16 protein-coding genes are annotated in these 15335 nt (G+C 70.9%); 8 read left to right on the plus strand and 8 right to left on the minus strand.

Going from position 1 to position 15335, the window contains the following annotated elements:
- Positions 1 to 65: 65 nt before the first annotated feature.
- The gene (locus tag HW130_RS12045; RefSeq protein ID WP_177149506.1) at positions 66 to 875 is read right to left on the minus strand and encodes a hypothetical protein; all 810 of its coding nucleotides are present in this window, start codon (positions 873 to 875) and stop codon (positions 66 to 68) included.
- 176 nt (positions 876 to 1051) lie between these two features.
- Between HW130_RS12045 and HW130_RS12050 the strand changes: the two genes are divergently transcribed.
- From HW130_RS12050 to cseC, 6 genes are all read left to right on the plus strand, one after another.
- Positions 1052 to 1705: a phosphatase PAP2 family protein gene (locus HW130_RS12050; protein WP_177149507.1), complete on the plus strand. Its 654-nt coding sequence runs from the start codon at positions 1052 to 1054 to the stop codon at positions 1703 to 1705.
- Positions 1706 to 1880: 175 nt separating this feature from the next.
- Positions 1881 to 2795: an A/G-specific adenine glycosylase gene (locus tag HW130_RS12055; RefSeq protein ID WP_177149508.1), complete on the plus strand. Its 915-nt coding sequence runs from the start codon at positions 1881 to 1883 to the stop codon at positions 2793 to 2795.
- A gap of 168 nt (positions 2796 to 2963) precedes the next feature.
- On the plus strand, positions 2964 to 3536 hold the full coding sequence (locus tag HW130_RS12060) for a SigE family RNA polymerase sigma factor (RefSeq protein ID WP_177149509.1): 573 nt from the start codon (positions 2964 to 2966) through the stop codon (positions 3534 to 3536).
- Positions 3524 to 4189, plus strand: coding sequence for a hypothetical protein (locus tag HW130_RS12065; RefSeq protein WP_177149510.1), 666 nt, complete (start codon positions 3524 to 3526; stop codon positions 4187 to 4189). The genes HW130_RS12060 and HW130_RS12065 overlap by 13 nt, the downstream gene beginning before the upstream one ends.
- A 66-nt stretch (positions 4190 to 4255) precedes the next feature.
- Positions 4256 to 4957: a two-component system response regulator CseB gene (cseB, locus tag HW130_RS12070; RefSeq protein WP_177149511.1), complete on the plus strand. Its 702-nt coding sequence runs from the start codon at positions 4256 to 4258 to the stop codon at positions 4955 to 4957.
- A 36-nt stretch (positions 4958 to 4993) separates the two neighbouring features.
- The gene (cseC, locus tag HW130_RS12075) at positions 4994 to 6325 is read left to right on the plus strand and encodes a two-component system sensor histidine kinase CseC (protein ID WP_177149512.1); all 1332 of its coding nucleotides are present in this window, start codon (positions 4994 to 4996) and stop codon (positions 6323 to 6325) included.
- 159 nt (positions 6326 to 6484) lie between these two features.
- Here cseC and HW130_RS12080 read toward each other — a convergent pair whose 3' ends face one another.
- On the minus strand, positions 6485 to 7192 hold the full coding sequence (locus HW130_RS12080; protein ID WP_177149513.1) for a M23 family metallopeptidase: 708 nt from the start codon (positions 7190 to 7192) through the stop codon (positions 6485 to 6487).
- Positions 7193 to 7735: 543 nt separating this feature from the next.
- Between HW130_RS12080 and dacB the strand changes: the two genes are divergently transcribed.
- A complete protein-coding gene (gene dacB / locus HW130_RS12085) occupies positions 7736 to 9337 on the plus strand; it encodes a D-alanyl-D-alanine carboxypeptidase/D-alanyl-D-alanine-endopeptidase (protein WP_177149514.1) in 1602 nt (533 codons plus the stop codon).
- Positions 9338 to 9417: 80 nt separating this feature from the next.
- Here dacB and HW130_RS12090 read toward each other — a convergent pair whose 3' ends face one another.
- Positions 9418 to 11943 (minus strand): ATP-dependent Clp protease ATP-binding subunit, encoded by a 2526-nt coding sequence (locus HW130_RS12090; RefSeq protein ID WP_177149515.1) that lies wholly within the window; start codon positions 11941 to 11943, stop codon positions 9418 to 9420.
- 431 nt (positions 11944 to 12374) lie between these two features.
- Between HW130_RS12090 and HW130_RS12095 the strand changes: the two genes are divergently transcribed.
- Positions 12375 to 12935: an SCO3374 family protein gene (locus tag HW130_RS12095; RefSeq protein WP_177149516.1), complete on the plus strand. Its 561-nt coding sequence runs from the start codon at positions 12375 to 12377 to the stop codon at positions 12933 to 12935.
- Here HW130_RS12095 and HW130_RS12100 read toward each other — a convergent pair.
- The 5 genes from HW130_RS12100 to HW130_RS12120 all read right to left on the minus strand — a co-directional run bounded on the left by HW130_RS12100 (position 12914) and on the right by HW130_RS12120 (position 15272).
- Entirely contained in the window at positions 12914 to 13249 is a 336-nt protein-coding gene (locus HW130_RS12100) for an Lsr2 family protein (protein WP_177149517.1), read from the minus strand. The genes HW130_RS12095 and HW130_RS12100 overlap by 22 nt on opposite strands.
- A gap of 144 nt (positions 13250 to 13393) precedes the next feature.
- Entirely contained in the window at positions 13394 to 13921 is a 528-nt protein-coding gene (locus tag HW130_RS12105) for an amino-acid N-acetyltransferase (protein ID WP_177149518.1), read from the minus strand.
- A 9-nt stretch (positions 13922 to 13930) separates the two neighbouring features.
- Entirely contained in the window at positions 13931 to 14326 is a 396-nt protein-coding gene (locus HW130_RS12110; protein WP_177149519.1) for a BlaI/MecI/CopY family transcriptional regulator, read from the minus strand.
- Between the two features lie 101 nt (positions 14327 to 14427).
- Positions 14428 to 14601 (minus strand): hypothetical protein, encoded by a 174-nt coding sequence (locus HW130_RS12115; protein WP_177149520.1) that lies wholly within the window; start codon positions 14599 to 14601, stop codon positions 14428 to 14430.
- A gap of 14 nt (positions 14602 to 14615) precedes the next feature.
- Positions 14616 to 15272: a hypothetical protein gene (locus HW130_RS12120; RefSeq protein WP_256356043.1), complete on the minus strand. Its 657-nt coding sequence runs from the start codon at positions 15270 to 15272 to the stop codon at positions 14616 to 14618.
- Positions 15273 to 15335 lie beyond the last annotated feature (63 nt).

Genomic DNA, 15335 nt, shown 5'->3' on the forward strand with positions numbered 1-15335 from the left:
GAGGGGCCTCACGACCTTGTCGTGAGGCCCCTCGCCCGTGTCCCGGCGGCTCTGCGGCCGGCCGTTCAGTCCTTGTCGAGGCGGAACGACGCGGGCAGCACCTTCACGCCCGGGAACGTGACCTCGACGAGGTAGGTGCCCGGAGCCGCGCCGCCCGGGGACGTCGTCGGGCACTGCGGCGCGCTGCGCTTCCTGTCCCACTGGACGGTGTGCGTGATCGTCCCGTTGCCGGGGACGCTCAGGAACCGGGACGGGGCCGTGCGCGGGCAGTGGCCCGAGGACCACACGTCCTTGTCCTCGCTGTCGGTGACGGTGAACACCGCGGCCTTCGGTCCGAAGTCCGCCTTGCAGGTCGTGGGCGACGAGTTGGCGACGACGAGCCTGAACGCGGGCTTCTCACCCGGCGCGTAGGACACCTCCGTGGTGCTGAGGGTCAACCGCAGTGCGCCGGGCGCGCAGTTGGGGAGTGCCGAACCGGCCGGGACGTGTACGCCGGGGGCACCTGGCGAGGCGCCGCCCGTCGTGCCGGAGCCACTCGTGGTGGCACCGTCCCCGCCGCTCGCGCCGCCGGGGCTCGCGGAGCCGTCGCCGGAGCCCCCCGCACCGCCGGAACCGCTCGTACCGTCGCCCGACTCGTCGCGCCCACCGGGCTGTTGGCTGATGGCGGGGCCGGACTGATCGGGTCCGGGAGTGATCGAGTGGGCGGGGGCCGGGCCCTTGCCGTCCGCGGTGTTCTTGCCGTCGTCGTCCCCGCCGGACGTGACGGCCCACACGATCAGCACCGCGAGCAGCGCGACCAGTGACGCCGCGACTGCCCTCCGTCGCCAGTAGATGGAGGAGGGAAGCGGCCCGATCGGATTGCGCAGAGATCCCACGGACCGAACTCTACGAGAGATCGTGCCCGACTCCCGCCCCACCCGCCGCCCTGGGCACGAAGTTCTGCTGATCATCATCATGGGCCGCGTCCCGCAAGGCCATGACTCGCGTCGGAAGTCGCTCGGGACGATCGCGAAGGGTGACCGAACCGCCTGGGACGATACGGTCCGTGACCATGGACAGCAGCATCACACGCGCTCTCTACCGCGACATCGTCGACTTCGCCCACACCACGCCCACCTGGGTGCGGCACCTCGCCGAACTCTGGACGGAGGCAGGACTGTTGCTCTTCGGCGTGCTGTTACTCGTCGCCTGGTGGCGGTCGCGCACCGGTGAGCTGCGCGCGATAGCCCTCGCCGTCCTCGCACCGCCGGTGACGGCGGCCGGCTACGTGGTCAGCGAATCCCTCAAGTCCCTGGTGGACGAGGAGCGTCCGTGCCGCACGGTCACGGAGGCCGCCGCTTCGCTGGTGCCCTGTCCGCCGTACGGCGACTGGTCCTTCCCGAGCAACCACTCGGCCATCGCCGGGGCCGCGGCCGTGGCGCTCGCGATCGCGTGGCCGCGGATCGCAGTGCTGACGGTGCCGATGGCACTGCTCATGGCCTTCTCCCGCGTCTTCGTCGGAGTCCACTACCCGCACGACGTGCTGACGGGCCTGGTGGTCGGCGCGTTCGTCGCGGCGCTCTGCGCGACGGCACTGCTGCGCCCGGCCCGGGCGCTGCTCGGCGCCATGCGCGCGAGCCGCACGGGAATCGTGCTCTGGTTCGCGGGCCCCGGCCCTGCCCCGCGGCCCGCCCACAAGACGACGCACGCCGTCCGCGTGCCGTGACGCGGGGCGTGCGCGAGGGCGCCCGCTCCCCGCAGGCCCGGCGTGCGCGCTCCCTGGGGTGCCCGATCGCCGCACCCGGCCCGCCGGGCAGGCCCTCCGCGGCCGCCGCGCGGGGCCGCCCGGGGCGGGTGCATGCGTCCCCCGGCCGCCGGGGCATGCCAGGATCGTGCGTGCCATGACTGTCACTCATGATTCCCAGACGCCCGACGCCCTCGACCCCGAAGCCCTCCACGTCCCCGTCATCGCCTGGTTCGACCGGCACGCGCGTGACCTGCCCTGGCGCCGCCCGGAGGCCGGCGCGTGGGGCGTGATGGTCAGCGAGTTCATGCTGCAGCAGACCCCGGTCTCCCGGGTGCTCCCGGTGTACGAGGAGTGGCTGGCCCGCTGGCCGCGCCCCGCCGACCTCGCGGCGGAGGCTCCCGGCGAGGCCGTCCGCGCCTGGGGGCGGCTCGGCTACCCGCGCCGCGCGCTGCGACTGCACGGTGCCGCACGGGCCATAGCGGAGCGGCACGGCGGCGAGGTGCCGCGCGTCCACGCGCAGCTGCTCGCCCTGCCGGGCATCGGCGAGTACACGGCGGCGGCGGTGGCCTCCTTCGCGTACGGCCAGCGGCACGCGGTGCTGGACACCAACGTGCGGCGGGTCTTCGCCCGCGCCGCGACCGGCATCCAGTACCCGCCGAACGCGACGACCGCGGCCGAACGCCGCCTGGCCCGCGCTCTGCTCCCCGACGAGGAGGGCACCGCGGCCCGCTGGGCGGCGGCGTCCATGGAGCTCGGCGCGCTGGTGTGCACCGCACGGAACGAGGACTGCGGCCGCTGCCCGATCGCCTCGCGGTGCGCCTGGAGGCTCGCGGGGAAGCCCGCGCACGACGGCCCGGCGCGCCGCGGCCAGACGTACGCCGGCACGGATCGCCAGGTACGCGGCCGGCTGCTGGCGGTCCTGCGCGAGGCCGCGACACCCGTACCGCAGTCGGCGCTGGACGCGGTCTGGGACGAACCGGTGCAGCGCGCCCGGGCACTCGACGGGCTCGTCGCCGACGGTCTCGTCGAGCCTCTGGACGGCGGCCTCTACCGGCTCCCCCTCGGCTGAACCAAAAGCTGTACCCCGTCACCACCGCATCTCAAACATCGCCTGTTACACAACCGATGGACGGCCGTGCGTCGCCCGAGGGCTGCTCCGCACAGCGCCGTGACAACCCGTCCGTAGCTTCTGTCACGCAACGACACACGGGGTTTCACGGGGACGGAGGCGGTTGGAATGGCGCACGGCGAGGTGCTCGAATTCGAGGAGTACGTACGCACCCGGCAGGAGGCGCTGCTGCGCAGCGCCCGGCGCCTCGTCCCCGACCCCGTCGAGGCCCAGGACCTCCTGCAGACGGCGCTGGTGCGCACGTACGGCCGCTGGGACGGAATCGCGGACAAGTCGCTCGCGGACGCGTACCTTCGCCGCGTGATGATCAATACGCGCACCGAGTGGTGGCGTGCCCGCAAGCTCGAAGAGGTACCCACCGAGCAGCTCCCGGACGCGAGCGTCGACGACGGCAGCGAGCAGCGCGCCAACCGCGCCCTGCTGATGGACGTCCTCAAGGTGCTGGCCCCCAAGCAGCGCAGCGTGGTCGTGCTGCGGCACTGGGAGCAGATGAGCACCGAGGAGACCGCCGCAGCGCTGGGCATGTCGGCGGGTACGGTGAAGAGCACGCTGCACCGGGCGCTCGCGAAGCTCCGCCAGGAGCTCGAGTCGCGGGACCTGGACGCCCGCGCCCTGGAGCGCGACGAGTCGCGGCGTATTCACCAGCAGGGCGAACGGGAGCGGGAGCGGTGCGCGGCCTGACAGGCAGAGGCAGCGGGACACGGGTGGCGGGCAGTACGGCGACGGCCGGGCTGGTCGCCTTCGCCCTGTTGGCCGCCGGCTGTTCCACCGGGGGCTCGGGGGTGCAGGACGAGGGGGCCGCCCCGTCCGACCACGCGGGCAAGGCCACGCCCTCACCGGCGTCGTCCGGGAGCGCCGGACAGTTCACGAAGGCGGTCGACGCGGTGGAGCTGCTCAAGAACGACCCGAAGGTCAGCGCCCGGGTCAAGGCGGACCTGCGGCCGTGCGCCAAGGACTCGTACCCGGTCGACACCTCGTACGGAGTCCTCACCGGCAGCTCCGCCCCCGATGTCGTGGTGAACGTGATGACCTGCGCCGACGCCGTCGGCATGGGCACCTACGTGTACCGGGAGAACGGCGACACGTACGAGAACGTCTTCGCGGTCGAAGAGCCCGCGGTGTACTCGGCGATCGACCGGGGCGACCTGGTGGTGACCAAGCAGGTGTACGCCAAGGGCGATCCGGTGGCCGAGCCGTCCGGCGAGGAGGTCACCACCTACCGCTGGTCCGCCGGAAAGTTCACCCAGCAGTTCTGGGTGCGCAACGAGTACAGCCGGTCGGTCGGCGAGGGAGAGGTCGTGGCCACGGACGTGCCCGCCCCGAGCGACAACTGACCCCCGCCTGCCCGCTGAGACGTGTCCGCAGAGAAACGATCCCGAACGAGAGCTGAGAAAAGACGGATGGCCGAGACCCATGTCCTGTTCGTCGAAGACGACGATGTCATCCGCGAGGCCACCCAGCTCGCGCTGGAGCGCGACGGCTTCACGGTCACGGCCGTGCGCGACGGGCTCCAGGGCCTGGAGGCGTTCCGGGCCGACCGGCCGGACATCGCGCTGCTCGACGTGATGGTGCCGGGCCTGGACGGCGTCAGCCTGTGCCGCCGCATCCGCGACGAGTCGACGGTTCCCGTGATCATGCTGTCGGCGCGCGCGGACTCCATCGACGTGGTGCTCGGCCTGGAGGCCGGCGCCGACGACTACGTGACGAAGCCCTTCGACGGCGCGGTCCTCGTGGCCCGCATCCGCGCGGTGCTGCGCCGCTTCGGACATGCGACCGGCGGTGCGGCCGAGGCGTCCGCCGGGCAGCGGGAGCAGGACGGCGTGCTGGTCTTCGGGGACCTGGAGATCGACACCGAGGGCATGGAGGTCCGCAGGGGCGGCAAGCAGGTCGGTCTGACGCCCACGGAGATGCGGCTGCTGCTGGAGTTCTCGTCGACGCCCGGTACGGTGCTCTCCCGCGACAAGCTGCTGGAGCGGGTCTGGGACTACGGCTGGGGCGGTGACACCCGCGTCGTGGACGTCCATGTGCAGCGGCTGCGGACCAAGATCGGCCAGGACCGCATCGAGACGGTCCGCGGCTTCGGTTACAAGCTGAAGGCGTGACGCAGGCCGTATGAGCTCCGGACAGGACCCCGTCGGATGAGACGCCCCTCCCTGCGCATCGGGCCCCTGCGCACCGGCGTCCGGTGGAAGATCAGCATCGCCATCGCCGGCGTCGGCGCCCTCATCGCCATGGCGCTGAGCCTGGTCGTGCACAACGCGGCGCGCGTCTCCATGCTCCGCAACGCCCGTGACGTGCAGATGGACCGCATCCTGCTCGCCCAGCGCTGGTACGAGACCTCCAAGAACCGCGATCCGCGCTTCAACAGCAAGATCAACGACTCGGCCCTCCCCGACGAGTTGCAGGAGCTGATGCGCGAGAACCGGCGCGGCAGTTACGTCGACGACAGCGGCGAGACGCCCGAGATCTGGGCCGCCGTGCCGCTGGCGAACGGCGACGTGCTCTCCCTGCGCACCGAGTTCACCGGGCGCAGCGCCACCGTGATGAAGGACCTCGACCGGGCGCTGATCATCGGCTCGGTCTCCGTCGTGCTGGTCGGCTCCGCGCTCGGCGTGCTCATCGGCGGTCAGCTCTCGCGCCGGCTTCGCAAGGCGGCCGCGGCCGCCGGCAATGTGGCGCAGGGCAACACCGACGTACGGGTCAGGGACGCCATCGGCGGGCTCGTGCGCGACGAGACGGACGAGCTGGCCCGGGCCGTGGACGCCCTGACCGACGCGCTGCAGTCCCGCATCGAGGCGGAACGCCGGGTCACGGCCGACATCGCGCACGAGCTGCGCACGCCCGTGACGGGTCTGCTGACCGCGGCGGAGCTGCTGCCGCCCGGCCGTCCCACCGAGCTCGTACGGGACCGGGCGCAGGCGATGCGCACGCTGGTGGAGGACGTGCTGGAGGTGGCGCGGCTCGACAGCGCTTCGGAGCGGGCCGAGCTCCAGGAGATCCAGCTCGCGGAGTTCGTCGGGAGGCGGGTGACCACGCTGCACCCCGAGGCCGAGATCCGGGTCGTCCACGAGTCCTGGGTGAACACCGACCCCCGGCGCCTGGAGCGCATCCTGGGCAATCTGCTGACCAACGCCGTGAAGTACGGCAAGGGCCCCATCGAGGTGACCGTCGAGGGCCGTGTGGTGCGCGTACGGGACCACGGGCCCGGGTTTCCCGAGGCGCTGCTGCGCGAAGGGCCGAGCCGGTTCCGTACGGGCGCGAGCGACCGGGCGGGGACGGGCCACGGCCTGGGCCTGACGATCGCGGTCGGCCAGGCGCGGGTGCTGGGCGCCCGCCTGACCTTCCGCAACGCGGCCCCGGAGGGCTCGACGCCGCTGGGCGCCTCGGGCGGGGCGATCGCGGTGCTCTGGCTGCCGGAACACGCCCCGACGAACACGGGCAGCTTCCCGATGCTCCCCCTGGACGCCTGACCGGCACGGATCGGGCGGGGCGGGGCTCCCGCGGCAGGCTGTGGGACCCCGAACGACGGCGAGGGCGACCCCGAGGACAGCGTGATGCCGTCCTCCGGGTCGCCCTCGATCCGATCGCCCGGCCGCGCCATGCCCGGGGCCGAGCCCTTCGGGGTGGCGTCAGATGGTGACGCCGACGGTGCGCAGGAAGGACACCGGGTTGAGCGCCGAGCCGTAGTTCGGGGTCGTACGGATCTCGAAGTGCAGGTGCGGGCCGGACGAGTTTCCGGTGTTGCCGGACTTCGCGATCGTCTGGCCGGCCTTCACGGTCGAGCCGATGGAGACCTTGATCGTCGACAGGTGGGCGTACTGCGAGTACTTGCCGTTGGCGTGCTTGATCACGACGGCGTTGCCGTACGCGGGGCCGTCGCCGCCACCGTTCGGGCCGGCCTTGACGACCGTACCGGCGCCGGCCGCCTTGACGGGGGTGCCGACCGGAACGGCGAAGTCCTGGCCGGAGTGCTTGGCGGACCACATGGCGCCGCCCTGGGCGAAGCTCGCGGTCAGCGTGTACTTGTTGACGGGCTTGACCCACGCGGCCGGCTTCTTGGCGGCCTTCTTGGCCGTGGCCTTCTTCGCGGCCTCGGCCTTGGCCGTCGCGGCCTTCGCCTTCAGCTGCGCGGCGACCTTCGCCTGGGCGTCGGCCTGGGCGGCGACGGCGGACGCGGCGTCCACGACGGCCGGCTTGGCGGCCTTGCCCGCATCGGCGGAGGCGACACCCGCACCGGCTCCGACGACCATCACGGCGCCCATTCCGGCGGCCACGACGGCCCCACGGGTACGGAGCAGGGACGGGCGGAGACGGTGGATCACGGTGCGCTTCGACATACGGGAGAACCTCCGGGCATGAATGGACCCGGCGTGCTCGCCGGGCTGGCTCCACATTGGTAACCCGGCCCCCCAAGACACCTCAAATGCCTCAACTACGACATCACGTCGTAGCGAAGCCCCTGTGAACGGCATCTCTTGACGCCCTTGGAACGCACACACCGAGGCCCGGAACGAGGTCGATATATCCCTATAGGTCGGGGTTTAGCCGCATGTCGGGGCCTTGTCCGCCCCTTGCGGACGAGATTCAGGGGGTCACGGACCGACGAAGGGGCGAAAGTCCCCGCCCGCAGGGGACCGAACACGCACGCTCCGGCTGCCACAACGGCACTATTCCGTCTAGTAGGTCCGATTCGTCCTGTGCGCCTTGTCACGGCCAGGGCCCGTCCGGAACCTCCGGATCGTGACCCAGGCCACGGACTCGGGGTCTCCACGGGGTGGCGAAGAGCGCCCGGAATGCGGCATTTCGCGGTGACCGGGGCCACACGACACGGCCCGAGGCGTCCTTCCGGAGCGGGTGCGCTTGCGGGATCCTCCCGTGGCATGAGCAGACCCGTGAATCCTGTGAACCGCCGCCCCGGTCTCCGCCGCGGCTGGATCTGGACCGCCGTCGCCGGACTCGCCTGCACCCTCACCCTGAGCTCCCCCGCGGGGGCCGGCCCCGCGGACACCGGCCTGGGGAACGCGATCGACACGATCCTCTCCGACGCCCGCCTCGACGGCGGAGCGGTGAGCGTCGTGATCGCCGACGCCACCACCGGGGAGCGCCTCTACCGGCGCGACGCGGCCGACCGCCTGATGCCCGCGTCGAACACCAAGCTCCCCACGTCCGTCGCCGCCATGGCCCTCCTCGGCCCGGACCACCGCTACACCACCGACGTCCTCACCACCGGGACCCGCCTCGGCTCCACCCTGCACGGCGACCTCTACCTGCGCGGCAGCGGCGACCCCACGACGCTCGCGAAGGACTATGACCGCCTCGCCGCCGACCTCGCCGCGAGCGGGATCCGGCGGGTCACCGGACGTCTCGTCGCCGACGACACCCGATTCGACGACCAGCGCCTCGGCCGCTCCTGGGCGGCCGACGACGAGTCCTCGTACTACTCGGCGCAGATCTCCGCGCTCACCCTCGCGCCCGACACCGACTACGACTCCGGCACGGTCGTCGTCGAGGCCGGGCCGGGCGCCCGCCCCGGCGACCGGCCGACGGTGAAACTGACCCCGCCGAACGACTACGTACGCCTCGACGTCCGGGGCACGACCGTGGAGCAGGGCCGCCCCGACACCCTTTCGGTCGAGCGCCGCCACGGCACCAACACCATCACCGTCAGCGGCGACATCCCCCTCGGCGCGAACCCCACCAAGGAGTGGATCACCGTCTGGGAGCCCACCGGCTACGCCGCCGCCGTCTTCGCGGACGCGCTCGCCGCCCACGGCGTACGGATCGCGGGCAGCCCCCGCCTGGGCCGCCCCACCCCGCCCGGTGCCCGCGTGCTCGCCTCGCACCGCTCCATGCCGCTCAAGGAGCTGCTGCACCCCTTCATGAAGCTCTCGAACAACATGCACGCCGAGGCCCTGACGAAGACGATCGGCGCCCGGACCTCCGGCCACGGCACGTGGGACGCGGGCCTGAAGGCCATCGGCGCCCATCTGGCGAAGGAAGGCGTACGGACCGGATCCCTGCGCCAGGCCGACGGCTCCGGCCTGTCCCGGATGAACCTCTTCCCGGCCGAGGAGCTGGCCACCCTGCTGCTCTCCGTGCGCGACGAGCCCTGGTACGCGAACTGGTACGCGTCCCTGCCCGTGGCCTGCGCCCCGGACCGCGCGGTCGGCGGCACCCTGCGCTCCCGGATGTGCTCCACGCCCGCGGCGCTCAACGCCCGAGCCAAGACGGGCTCGCTCACCGGCGCCTCGGCGCTGTCGGGATACGTCACGGACGCGGGCGGCCGGGAACTCGTCTTCAGCGTCGTCCTGAACGACTACCTGGCGTCCTCGGTCAAGAGCATCGAGGACGCGGTCGTCGTGACGCTGGCGTCCTCGGACACCGCGAAGGGCACGATCACGACCGCCCGCCCCACCGGCGCCCGCGCGGTGGAACCGGACGCCGCCCTCGAATGCTCCTGGCGCAAGCCCGCGCGCTGCTGAGCATGCGCGGACGAAAAGGGCCCGGCCCCGGACCTGAGGTCCGGGGCCGGGCCCCACACGTCAACCGGCCCGCAGGGCCGTCACGCGTCCTTCGACAGGTTCGGCCCCGTGCCGCCGGCCGCCTGCTCGATCGGCGGGACGTCCGGCAGAGCCGACTTCTCCTCGCCGCGGAAGGTGAACTTCTGCTGCTCGCCCTCGCCCTCGGTGTCCACGACCACGATGTGACCGGGGCGCAGCTCGCCGAAGAGGATCTTCTCCGACAGGATGTCCTCGATCTCGCGCTGGATCGTCCGGCGCAGCGGCCGGGCGCCCAGGACCGGGTCGTAGCCCTTCTTGGCGAGGAGCGACTTGGCCGTGGAGCTGAGCTCGATGCCCATGTCACGGTCCTTGAGGCGCTCGTCCACCTTGGCGATCATGAGGTCGACGATCTGGATGATGTCTTCCTCGGTGAGCTGGTGGAAGACGACCGTGTCGTCGACACGGTTGAGGAACTCGGGCCGGAAGTGCTGCTTCAGCTCTTCGTTGACCTTGACCTTCATCCGGTCGTAGTTCGACTTGACGTCGCCCTGGGCGGCGAAGCCCAGGTTGAAGCCCTTGGAGATGTCCCGGGTCCCGAGGTTGGTCGTCATGATGATGACCGTGTTCTTGAAGTCCACGACGCGGCCCTGGGAGTCGGTCAGACGACCGTCCTCCAGGATCTGCAGAAGGGAATTGAAGATATCGGGGTGGGCCTTCTCGACCTCGTCGAAGAGGACGACGGAGAACGGCTTGCGGCGCACCTTCTCGGTGAGCTGGCCGCCCTCTTCGTAGCCCACGTACCCGGGGGGCGAACCGAAGAGACGGGAAACCGTGTGCTTCTCGCTGAACTCCGACATGTCGAGGGAGATCAGCGCGTCCTCGTCGCCGAAGAGGAATTCGGCGAGCGTCTTGGAGAGCTCGGTCTTACCGACACCGGAGGGGCCGGCGAAGATGAACGAACCACCGGGGCGCTTCGGGTCCTTCAGACCGGCGCGGGTACGCCGGATCGCCTGGGACAGTGCCTTGATGGCGTCCTTCTGGCCGATGACGCGCTTGTGGAGCTCGTCCTCCATGCGCAGCAGACGCGAGGACTCCTCCTCGGTCAGCTTGAAGACCGGGATGCCGGTGGCCGTGGCGAGGACCTCGGCGATCAGCTCGCCGTCGACCTCGGCGACGACGTCCATGTCGCCGGCCTTCCACTCCTTCTCCCGCTTGGCCTTCGCCGCCAGCAGCTGCTTCTCCTTGTCGCGGAGAGAAGCCGCCTTCTCGAAGTCCTGGGAGTCGATCGCGGACTCCTTGTCCCGGCGCACGCCGGCGATCTTCTCGTCGAACTCGCGCAGGTCCGGCGGCGCGGTCATCCGGCGGATGCGCATCCGGGAACCGGCCTCGTCGATCAGGTCGATCGCCTTGTCCGGCAGGAAGCGGTCCGAGATGTACCGGTCGGCCAGGGTGGCGGCCTGGACCAGCGCCTCGTCCGTGATGGAGACCCGGTGGTGGGCCTCGTAGCGGTCGCGCAGACCCTTGAGGATCTCGATCGTGTGCGGCAGCGACGGCTCCGCGACCTGGATGGGCTGGAAGCGGCGCTCCAGGGCCGCGTCCTTCTCCAGGTGCTTGCGGTACTCGTCGAGCGTGGTGGCGCCGATGGTCTGCAGCTCGCCTCGCGCCAGCATCGGCTTGAGGATGCTCGCGGCGTCGATCGCGCCCTCGGCGGCGCCCGCACCCACGAGGGTGTGGAGCTCGTCGATGAACAGGATGATGTCGCCGCGGGTGCGGATCTCCTTGAGGACCTTCTTCAGGCGCTCCTCGAAGTCACCGCGGTAGCGGGAGCCGGCGACCAGCGCACCCAGGTCGAGGGTGTAGAGGTGCTTGTCCTTGAGGGTCTCGGGCACCTCGCCCTTGACGATGGCCTGCGCCAGGCCCTCGACGACCGCCGTCTTGCCGACGCCGGGCTCGCCGATGAGCACGGGGTTGTTCTTGGTACGGCGGGACAGCACCTGCATGACCCGCTCGATCTCCTTCTCGCGCCCGATGACCGGGTCGAGCTTGGACTCACGAGCGGCCTGGGTGAGATTCCGGCCGAACTGGTCGAGGACGAGGGAGGTCGAGGGAGTGCCCTCGGCCGGGCCGCCGGCCGTGGCGGCCTCCTTGCCCTGGTAACCGGAGAGCAGCTGGATGACCTGCTGCCGCACCCGGTTGAGATCGGCGCCCAGCTTCACGAGGACCTGGGCGGCGACGCCCTCGCCCTCGCGGATCAGGCCGAGCAGGATGTGCTCGGTGCCGATGTAGTTGTGGCCCAGCTGAAGAGCCTCCCGGAGCGACAGCTCCAGGACCTTCTTGGCACGGGGCGTGAAGGGGATGTGCCCGGACGGGGCCTGCTGGCCCTGGCCGATGATCTCCTCCACCTGCTGGCGGACCGCCTCGAGCGAAATCCCGAGGCTCTCCAGGGCCTTAGCGGCGACACCCTCACCCTCGTGGATAAGGCCCAGGAGGATGTGCTCGGTGCCGATGTAGTTGTGGTTGAGCATCCGGGCTTCTTCCTGAGCCAGGACGACAACCCGCCGCGCGCGGTCGGTGAACCTCTCGAACATCGTTAATCGCTCCTCAGAGCGGTCAGGCAGTAAGGGGTCGGTCCCCTCCCTGTCCTTCCGCAGCTTAGTCCCGCAAGCGGGGACCGCTCATTCCAACTGCCGACACCCGTCTGTGGCCTCCTGACCCCTGAACGCCGACAATTGCTCCAACCCGATGGTGCGAGACGATGTTCCCGCAGGCCAGGCAGTTACCCCCACCAGCAGTACGCCGATGGCGAACGTGAGCCGGCCTGGCGAGCGTGTCGCCCCTCCCCACTAGGAATGTCTTACCCGCTGCCACGGACAGTCCATGCGGCGCGCTGCCGTTCCCTCAGCTACGGGCGAACAACCTTGCGCCGGTGCACGCGTCCGGAGAGTGCCGATTCGCCCACGGTGTGCGACGAAACGTCCACGCTGCGTAACTCAGGAAGGCGGTACGCAGTTCCCCGGACATGGTCCTCGCCGTCCCGCATCCCCGCGCGCCCCTCGAAGACGGCGCCGCGCAGTGGTACCGCAGCGCACTCGGCTGGGCGGTGTCCGACGGCTCACCCCCCGAGCTGCTGACCGGACGGGATTTCGACCTGCTGGAGCTGCCCGCGGAGGCCGGGGCCGCCGTGCTGCGGCTGACGGACCGCACCGGGCCCGTGGCCGTGCAGGGGCGCAGGATGCGGCTGCTGGTGGCCGCCGGGAGCGCGGAGGAGCTGCCGGGGCTGCTCGACTGGCTCGAATGGGGCGGGGTCGATCTCGACCTGACCGCCGTGGGCGAGGGCGGGCGCATGGCCGCCCCGCCGCCGCCCGGACGCGGCGACGTCCGGGGAGCCGCCCGCTGGCTGCGCCCTCCGGGGCGCTGGAGCCGGCTGCCGGCTCTCGCCGCATTCGGGGACAGTGGGGATGCCCCCGACCTCGTGCGGCTGGTGGACACGGCGGCCACGGAGTGCCACCGCGTCCGACTGCTGCGTGCCGGACGCGCGCGGGTGCAGCCGACGGGAACTCAGCCGTTCGCCTTCTCGTAGGCCTCGCGGACGGTCGCCGGGACGCGGCCGCGGTCGTTGACCTCGAAGCCGTTCGCCTTGGCCCAGGCGCGGATCTCGGCGGTGTCCTTGTTGCCGCCGGTCGCCGCGCGGCCCTTGCCACGGCCGGTCGCCGCGCGACCGCCGGTGCGCCGGCCGTTCTTCGCGTAGGGCTCGAGGAGGCTCCGGAGCTTGTCCGCATTGGCGGTGGTGAGGTCGATCTCGTAGGTCTTGCCGTCCAGAGCGAACGTCACCGTCTCGTCCGCCTCGCCACCGTCGAGGTCGTCGACAAGAAGGACCTGAACCTTCTGTGCCACCGGATTTCCTTTCATCGAAAATGCAGTACGCGGAAAGGAAACCGCTTTTCCCTGGAAAACACAAACCCTCGGCAGAGGTTCAGAACCGCGAGAACGCGGGAAACGTGCGCGATTCGGACATAGAGATCCGGGCTCTTGCGGCGATCACAGGTGCAGAAGCATCCGGCTGTTGCCCAAGGTGTTCGGCTTCACTCGTTCGAGCCCCAGGAACTCGGCGACACCCTCGTCATAGGAGCGCAGCAGCTCGGCGTAGACATCCGTGTCCACCGGAGTCTGCGTCTCGCCGATCTCGACGAAGCCGTGCTTGGAGAAGAAGTCCACTTCGAAGGTGAGGCAGAAAACCCGGCGCACTCCCAGCCAGCGGGCGGTCTGCAACAGCTTGCCCAGCACCTGATGACCGATGCCGTGCCCCTGGAAGGCCGGGTCCACGGCGAGTGTGCGCACTTCGGCGAGGTCTTCCCACATCACATGGAGGGCGCCGCAGCCGACAACCCTCGCGTCCGCGTCGCGTTCCGCGACCCAGAACTCCTGGATGGCTTCGTAAAGGGTGACCGTCGCTTTGTCGAGCAGGATGCCTTCGCTCATGTACGGGTCCACGAGACGGCGGACGTCCGGCACATCGCTGGTCCGGGCCCGCCGGACGGTGATGGCATTTGCTGCGGCATAAGGCATGGCCCGACGCTATCGCCCCGCGGCTCCGGGGCCGTCGGCAGCCTCGCCGCCCTGAACGATGTGCATGGCGGCTTGCAGCTGCTCGCGCTGCTCGGGCGACATCATCCCGAAGAAGGCGACGAGTGCGGCGGCGGGGTTGTCGCTCTGGGACCAGGCTTCGTTCATCAGTGCGGCCGAGTAGGCGGCCCGGGTCGAGACGGCCGTATATCGATAGGCGCGGCCCTCGACTTCCCTGCGCACCCAGCCCTTCTGATGGAGATTGTCCATTACCGTCATGACGGTGGTGTAGGCGATGGACCGTTCCTGCTGGAGGTCTTCCAGGACTTCCCTGACCGTGACCGGCCGGTTCCATTGCCAGACCCGAGTCATGACGGCGTCTTCGAGCTCTCCCAATTGACGGGGCACATTGCCACCATAGTGGGAGATCTGTGAGTCATCGCCTATTGATGGAGCAAAAAGGACGTACGGCCGTAAATCTGCCGTACGTCCTCGTTGTGCTGCTCGGGTCAGGCGTCGGACCCGGCCTGCTTCGCCGACTCGGCGCGGGCGAGCGCGGCGTCCACCGCCGCGTCCTCCTTGGCCTTGTTCGAACCGCCCTGGCTCTTGACGATCGTCACGACCAGACCGATGAAGAAGGCGGCCATCACCACCGGGGGCACGAGCGCGGAAACGTAGTCCATGCCCTCCAGAGTAGCTATCCGGCGGCGCGCTGCTCCGGCGGGGGCACCGGCTTGCGGCGCGGCGGGAAGACCTCCGAGGGCTTCGGCACCGGCCGCTCGTCCGGGGCGGGCGGCGCGGGCTTCGGCTGCTGGGGCTGCTGGGGCTGCGGCTTGCTCTTCGGGTCCTCGGCGGCACGTCCGCCGGGCAGCGCCATGAGCCGGGCACGCCGGACACCCGTCGGCGCCGGCACGTGCACGGCCGGCGCGGGGACGCCCGGCGCGGGGACGGGCTGCCGGGCGAGCCGGGCCTGCACGGACTGCCCGGCGAGCGCCAGGCAGCGCCGGAGCACGGCGGCGGCCACCGGATGGCCGCGCAGAGCGCGCAAGGCGGCGAGATCGTCGGTCAGGGGCTCGTGGCCGGCGGCCAGCGCTTCCTGGAGGAGCTCCAGATAGCCGGTGGCGGAGCCGGGCAGGGCAGCGCGGTAGCGGGCGAGATCGGCGACGAGGAAGTCCCGCAGCCGGCCCGCCTCGCGCACGGCCTCGTCGACGGAATCGGCCAGTCGCAGGCAGTCCCTGACGTCCTCTTCGGCGAGGGGAGCGGGATGGAGGGCGGCGGCGAGGGCGCGTCGGAGCACTCGCAGCTCGTCAGCGCCGAACGCCATGCCGCCGTGGGATCCGTATGGCGTGGGCATGGCCCGACCATACGAGCCGACGGCACAAATTCCTTTTAATGGTACGAACGCGGGCGTTGCGCC

Source organism: Streptomyces sp. PKU-EA00015, from assembly GCF_013387495.1.
GTDB lineage: Bacteria > Actinomycetota > Actinomycetes > Streptomycetales > Streptomycetaceae > Streptomyces.

Excerpts from the sequence above, each read along its gene's own strand:
- HW130_RS12055 (WP_177149508.1), top strand. The coding sequence starts at position 1,881 with ATGACTGTCACTCATGATTCCCAGACGCCCGACGCCCTCGACCCCGAA.
- HW130_RS12105 (WP_177149518.1), bottom strand. The coding sequence starts at position 13,921 with ATGCCTTATGCCGCAGCAAATGCCATCACCGTCCGGCGGGCCCGGACC.
- HW130_RS12050 (WP_177149507.1), top strand. The coding sequence starts at position 1,052 with ATGGACAGCAGCATCACACGCGCTCTCTACCGCGACATCGTCGACTTC.
- HW130_RS12080 (WP_177149513.1), bottom strand. The coding sequence starts at position 7,192 with ATGTCGAAGCGCACCGTGATCCACCGTCTCCGCCCGTCCCTGCTCCGT.
- cseC (WP_177149512.1), top strand. The coding sequence starts at position 4,994 with ATGAGACGCCCCTCCCTGCGCATCGGGCCCCTGCGCACCGGCGTCCGG.
- HW130_RS12095 (WP_177149516.1), top strand. The coding sequence starts at position 12,375 with ATGGTCCTCGCCGTCCCGCATCCCCGCGCGCCCCTCGAAGACGGCGCC.
- HW130_RS12060 (WP_177149509.1), top strand. The coding sequence starts at position 2,964 with ATGGCGCACGGCGAGGTGCTCGAATTCGAGGAGTACGTACGCACCCGG.
- HW130_RS12115 (WP_177149520.1), bottom strand. The coding sequence starts at position 14,601 with ATGGACTACGTTTCCGCGCTCGTGCCCCCGGTGGTGATGGCCGCCTTC.
- HW130_RS12120 (WP_256356043.1), bottom strand. The coding sequence starts at position 15,272 with ATGCCCACGCCATACGGATCCCACGGCGGCATGGCGTTCGGCGCTGAC.
- dacB (WP_177149514.1), top strand. The coding sequence starts at position 7,736 with ATGAGCAGACCCGTGAATCCTGTGAACCGCCGCCCCGGTCTCCGCCGC.
- cseB (WP_177149511.1), top strand. The coding sequence starts at position 4,256 with ATGGCCGAGACCCATGTCCTGTTCGTCGAAGACGACGATGTCATCCGC.
- HW130_RS12090 (WP_177149515.1), bottom strand. The coding sequence starts at position 11,943 with ATGTTCGAGAGGTTCACCGACCGCGCGCGGCGGGTTGTCGTCCTGGCT.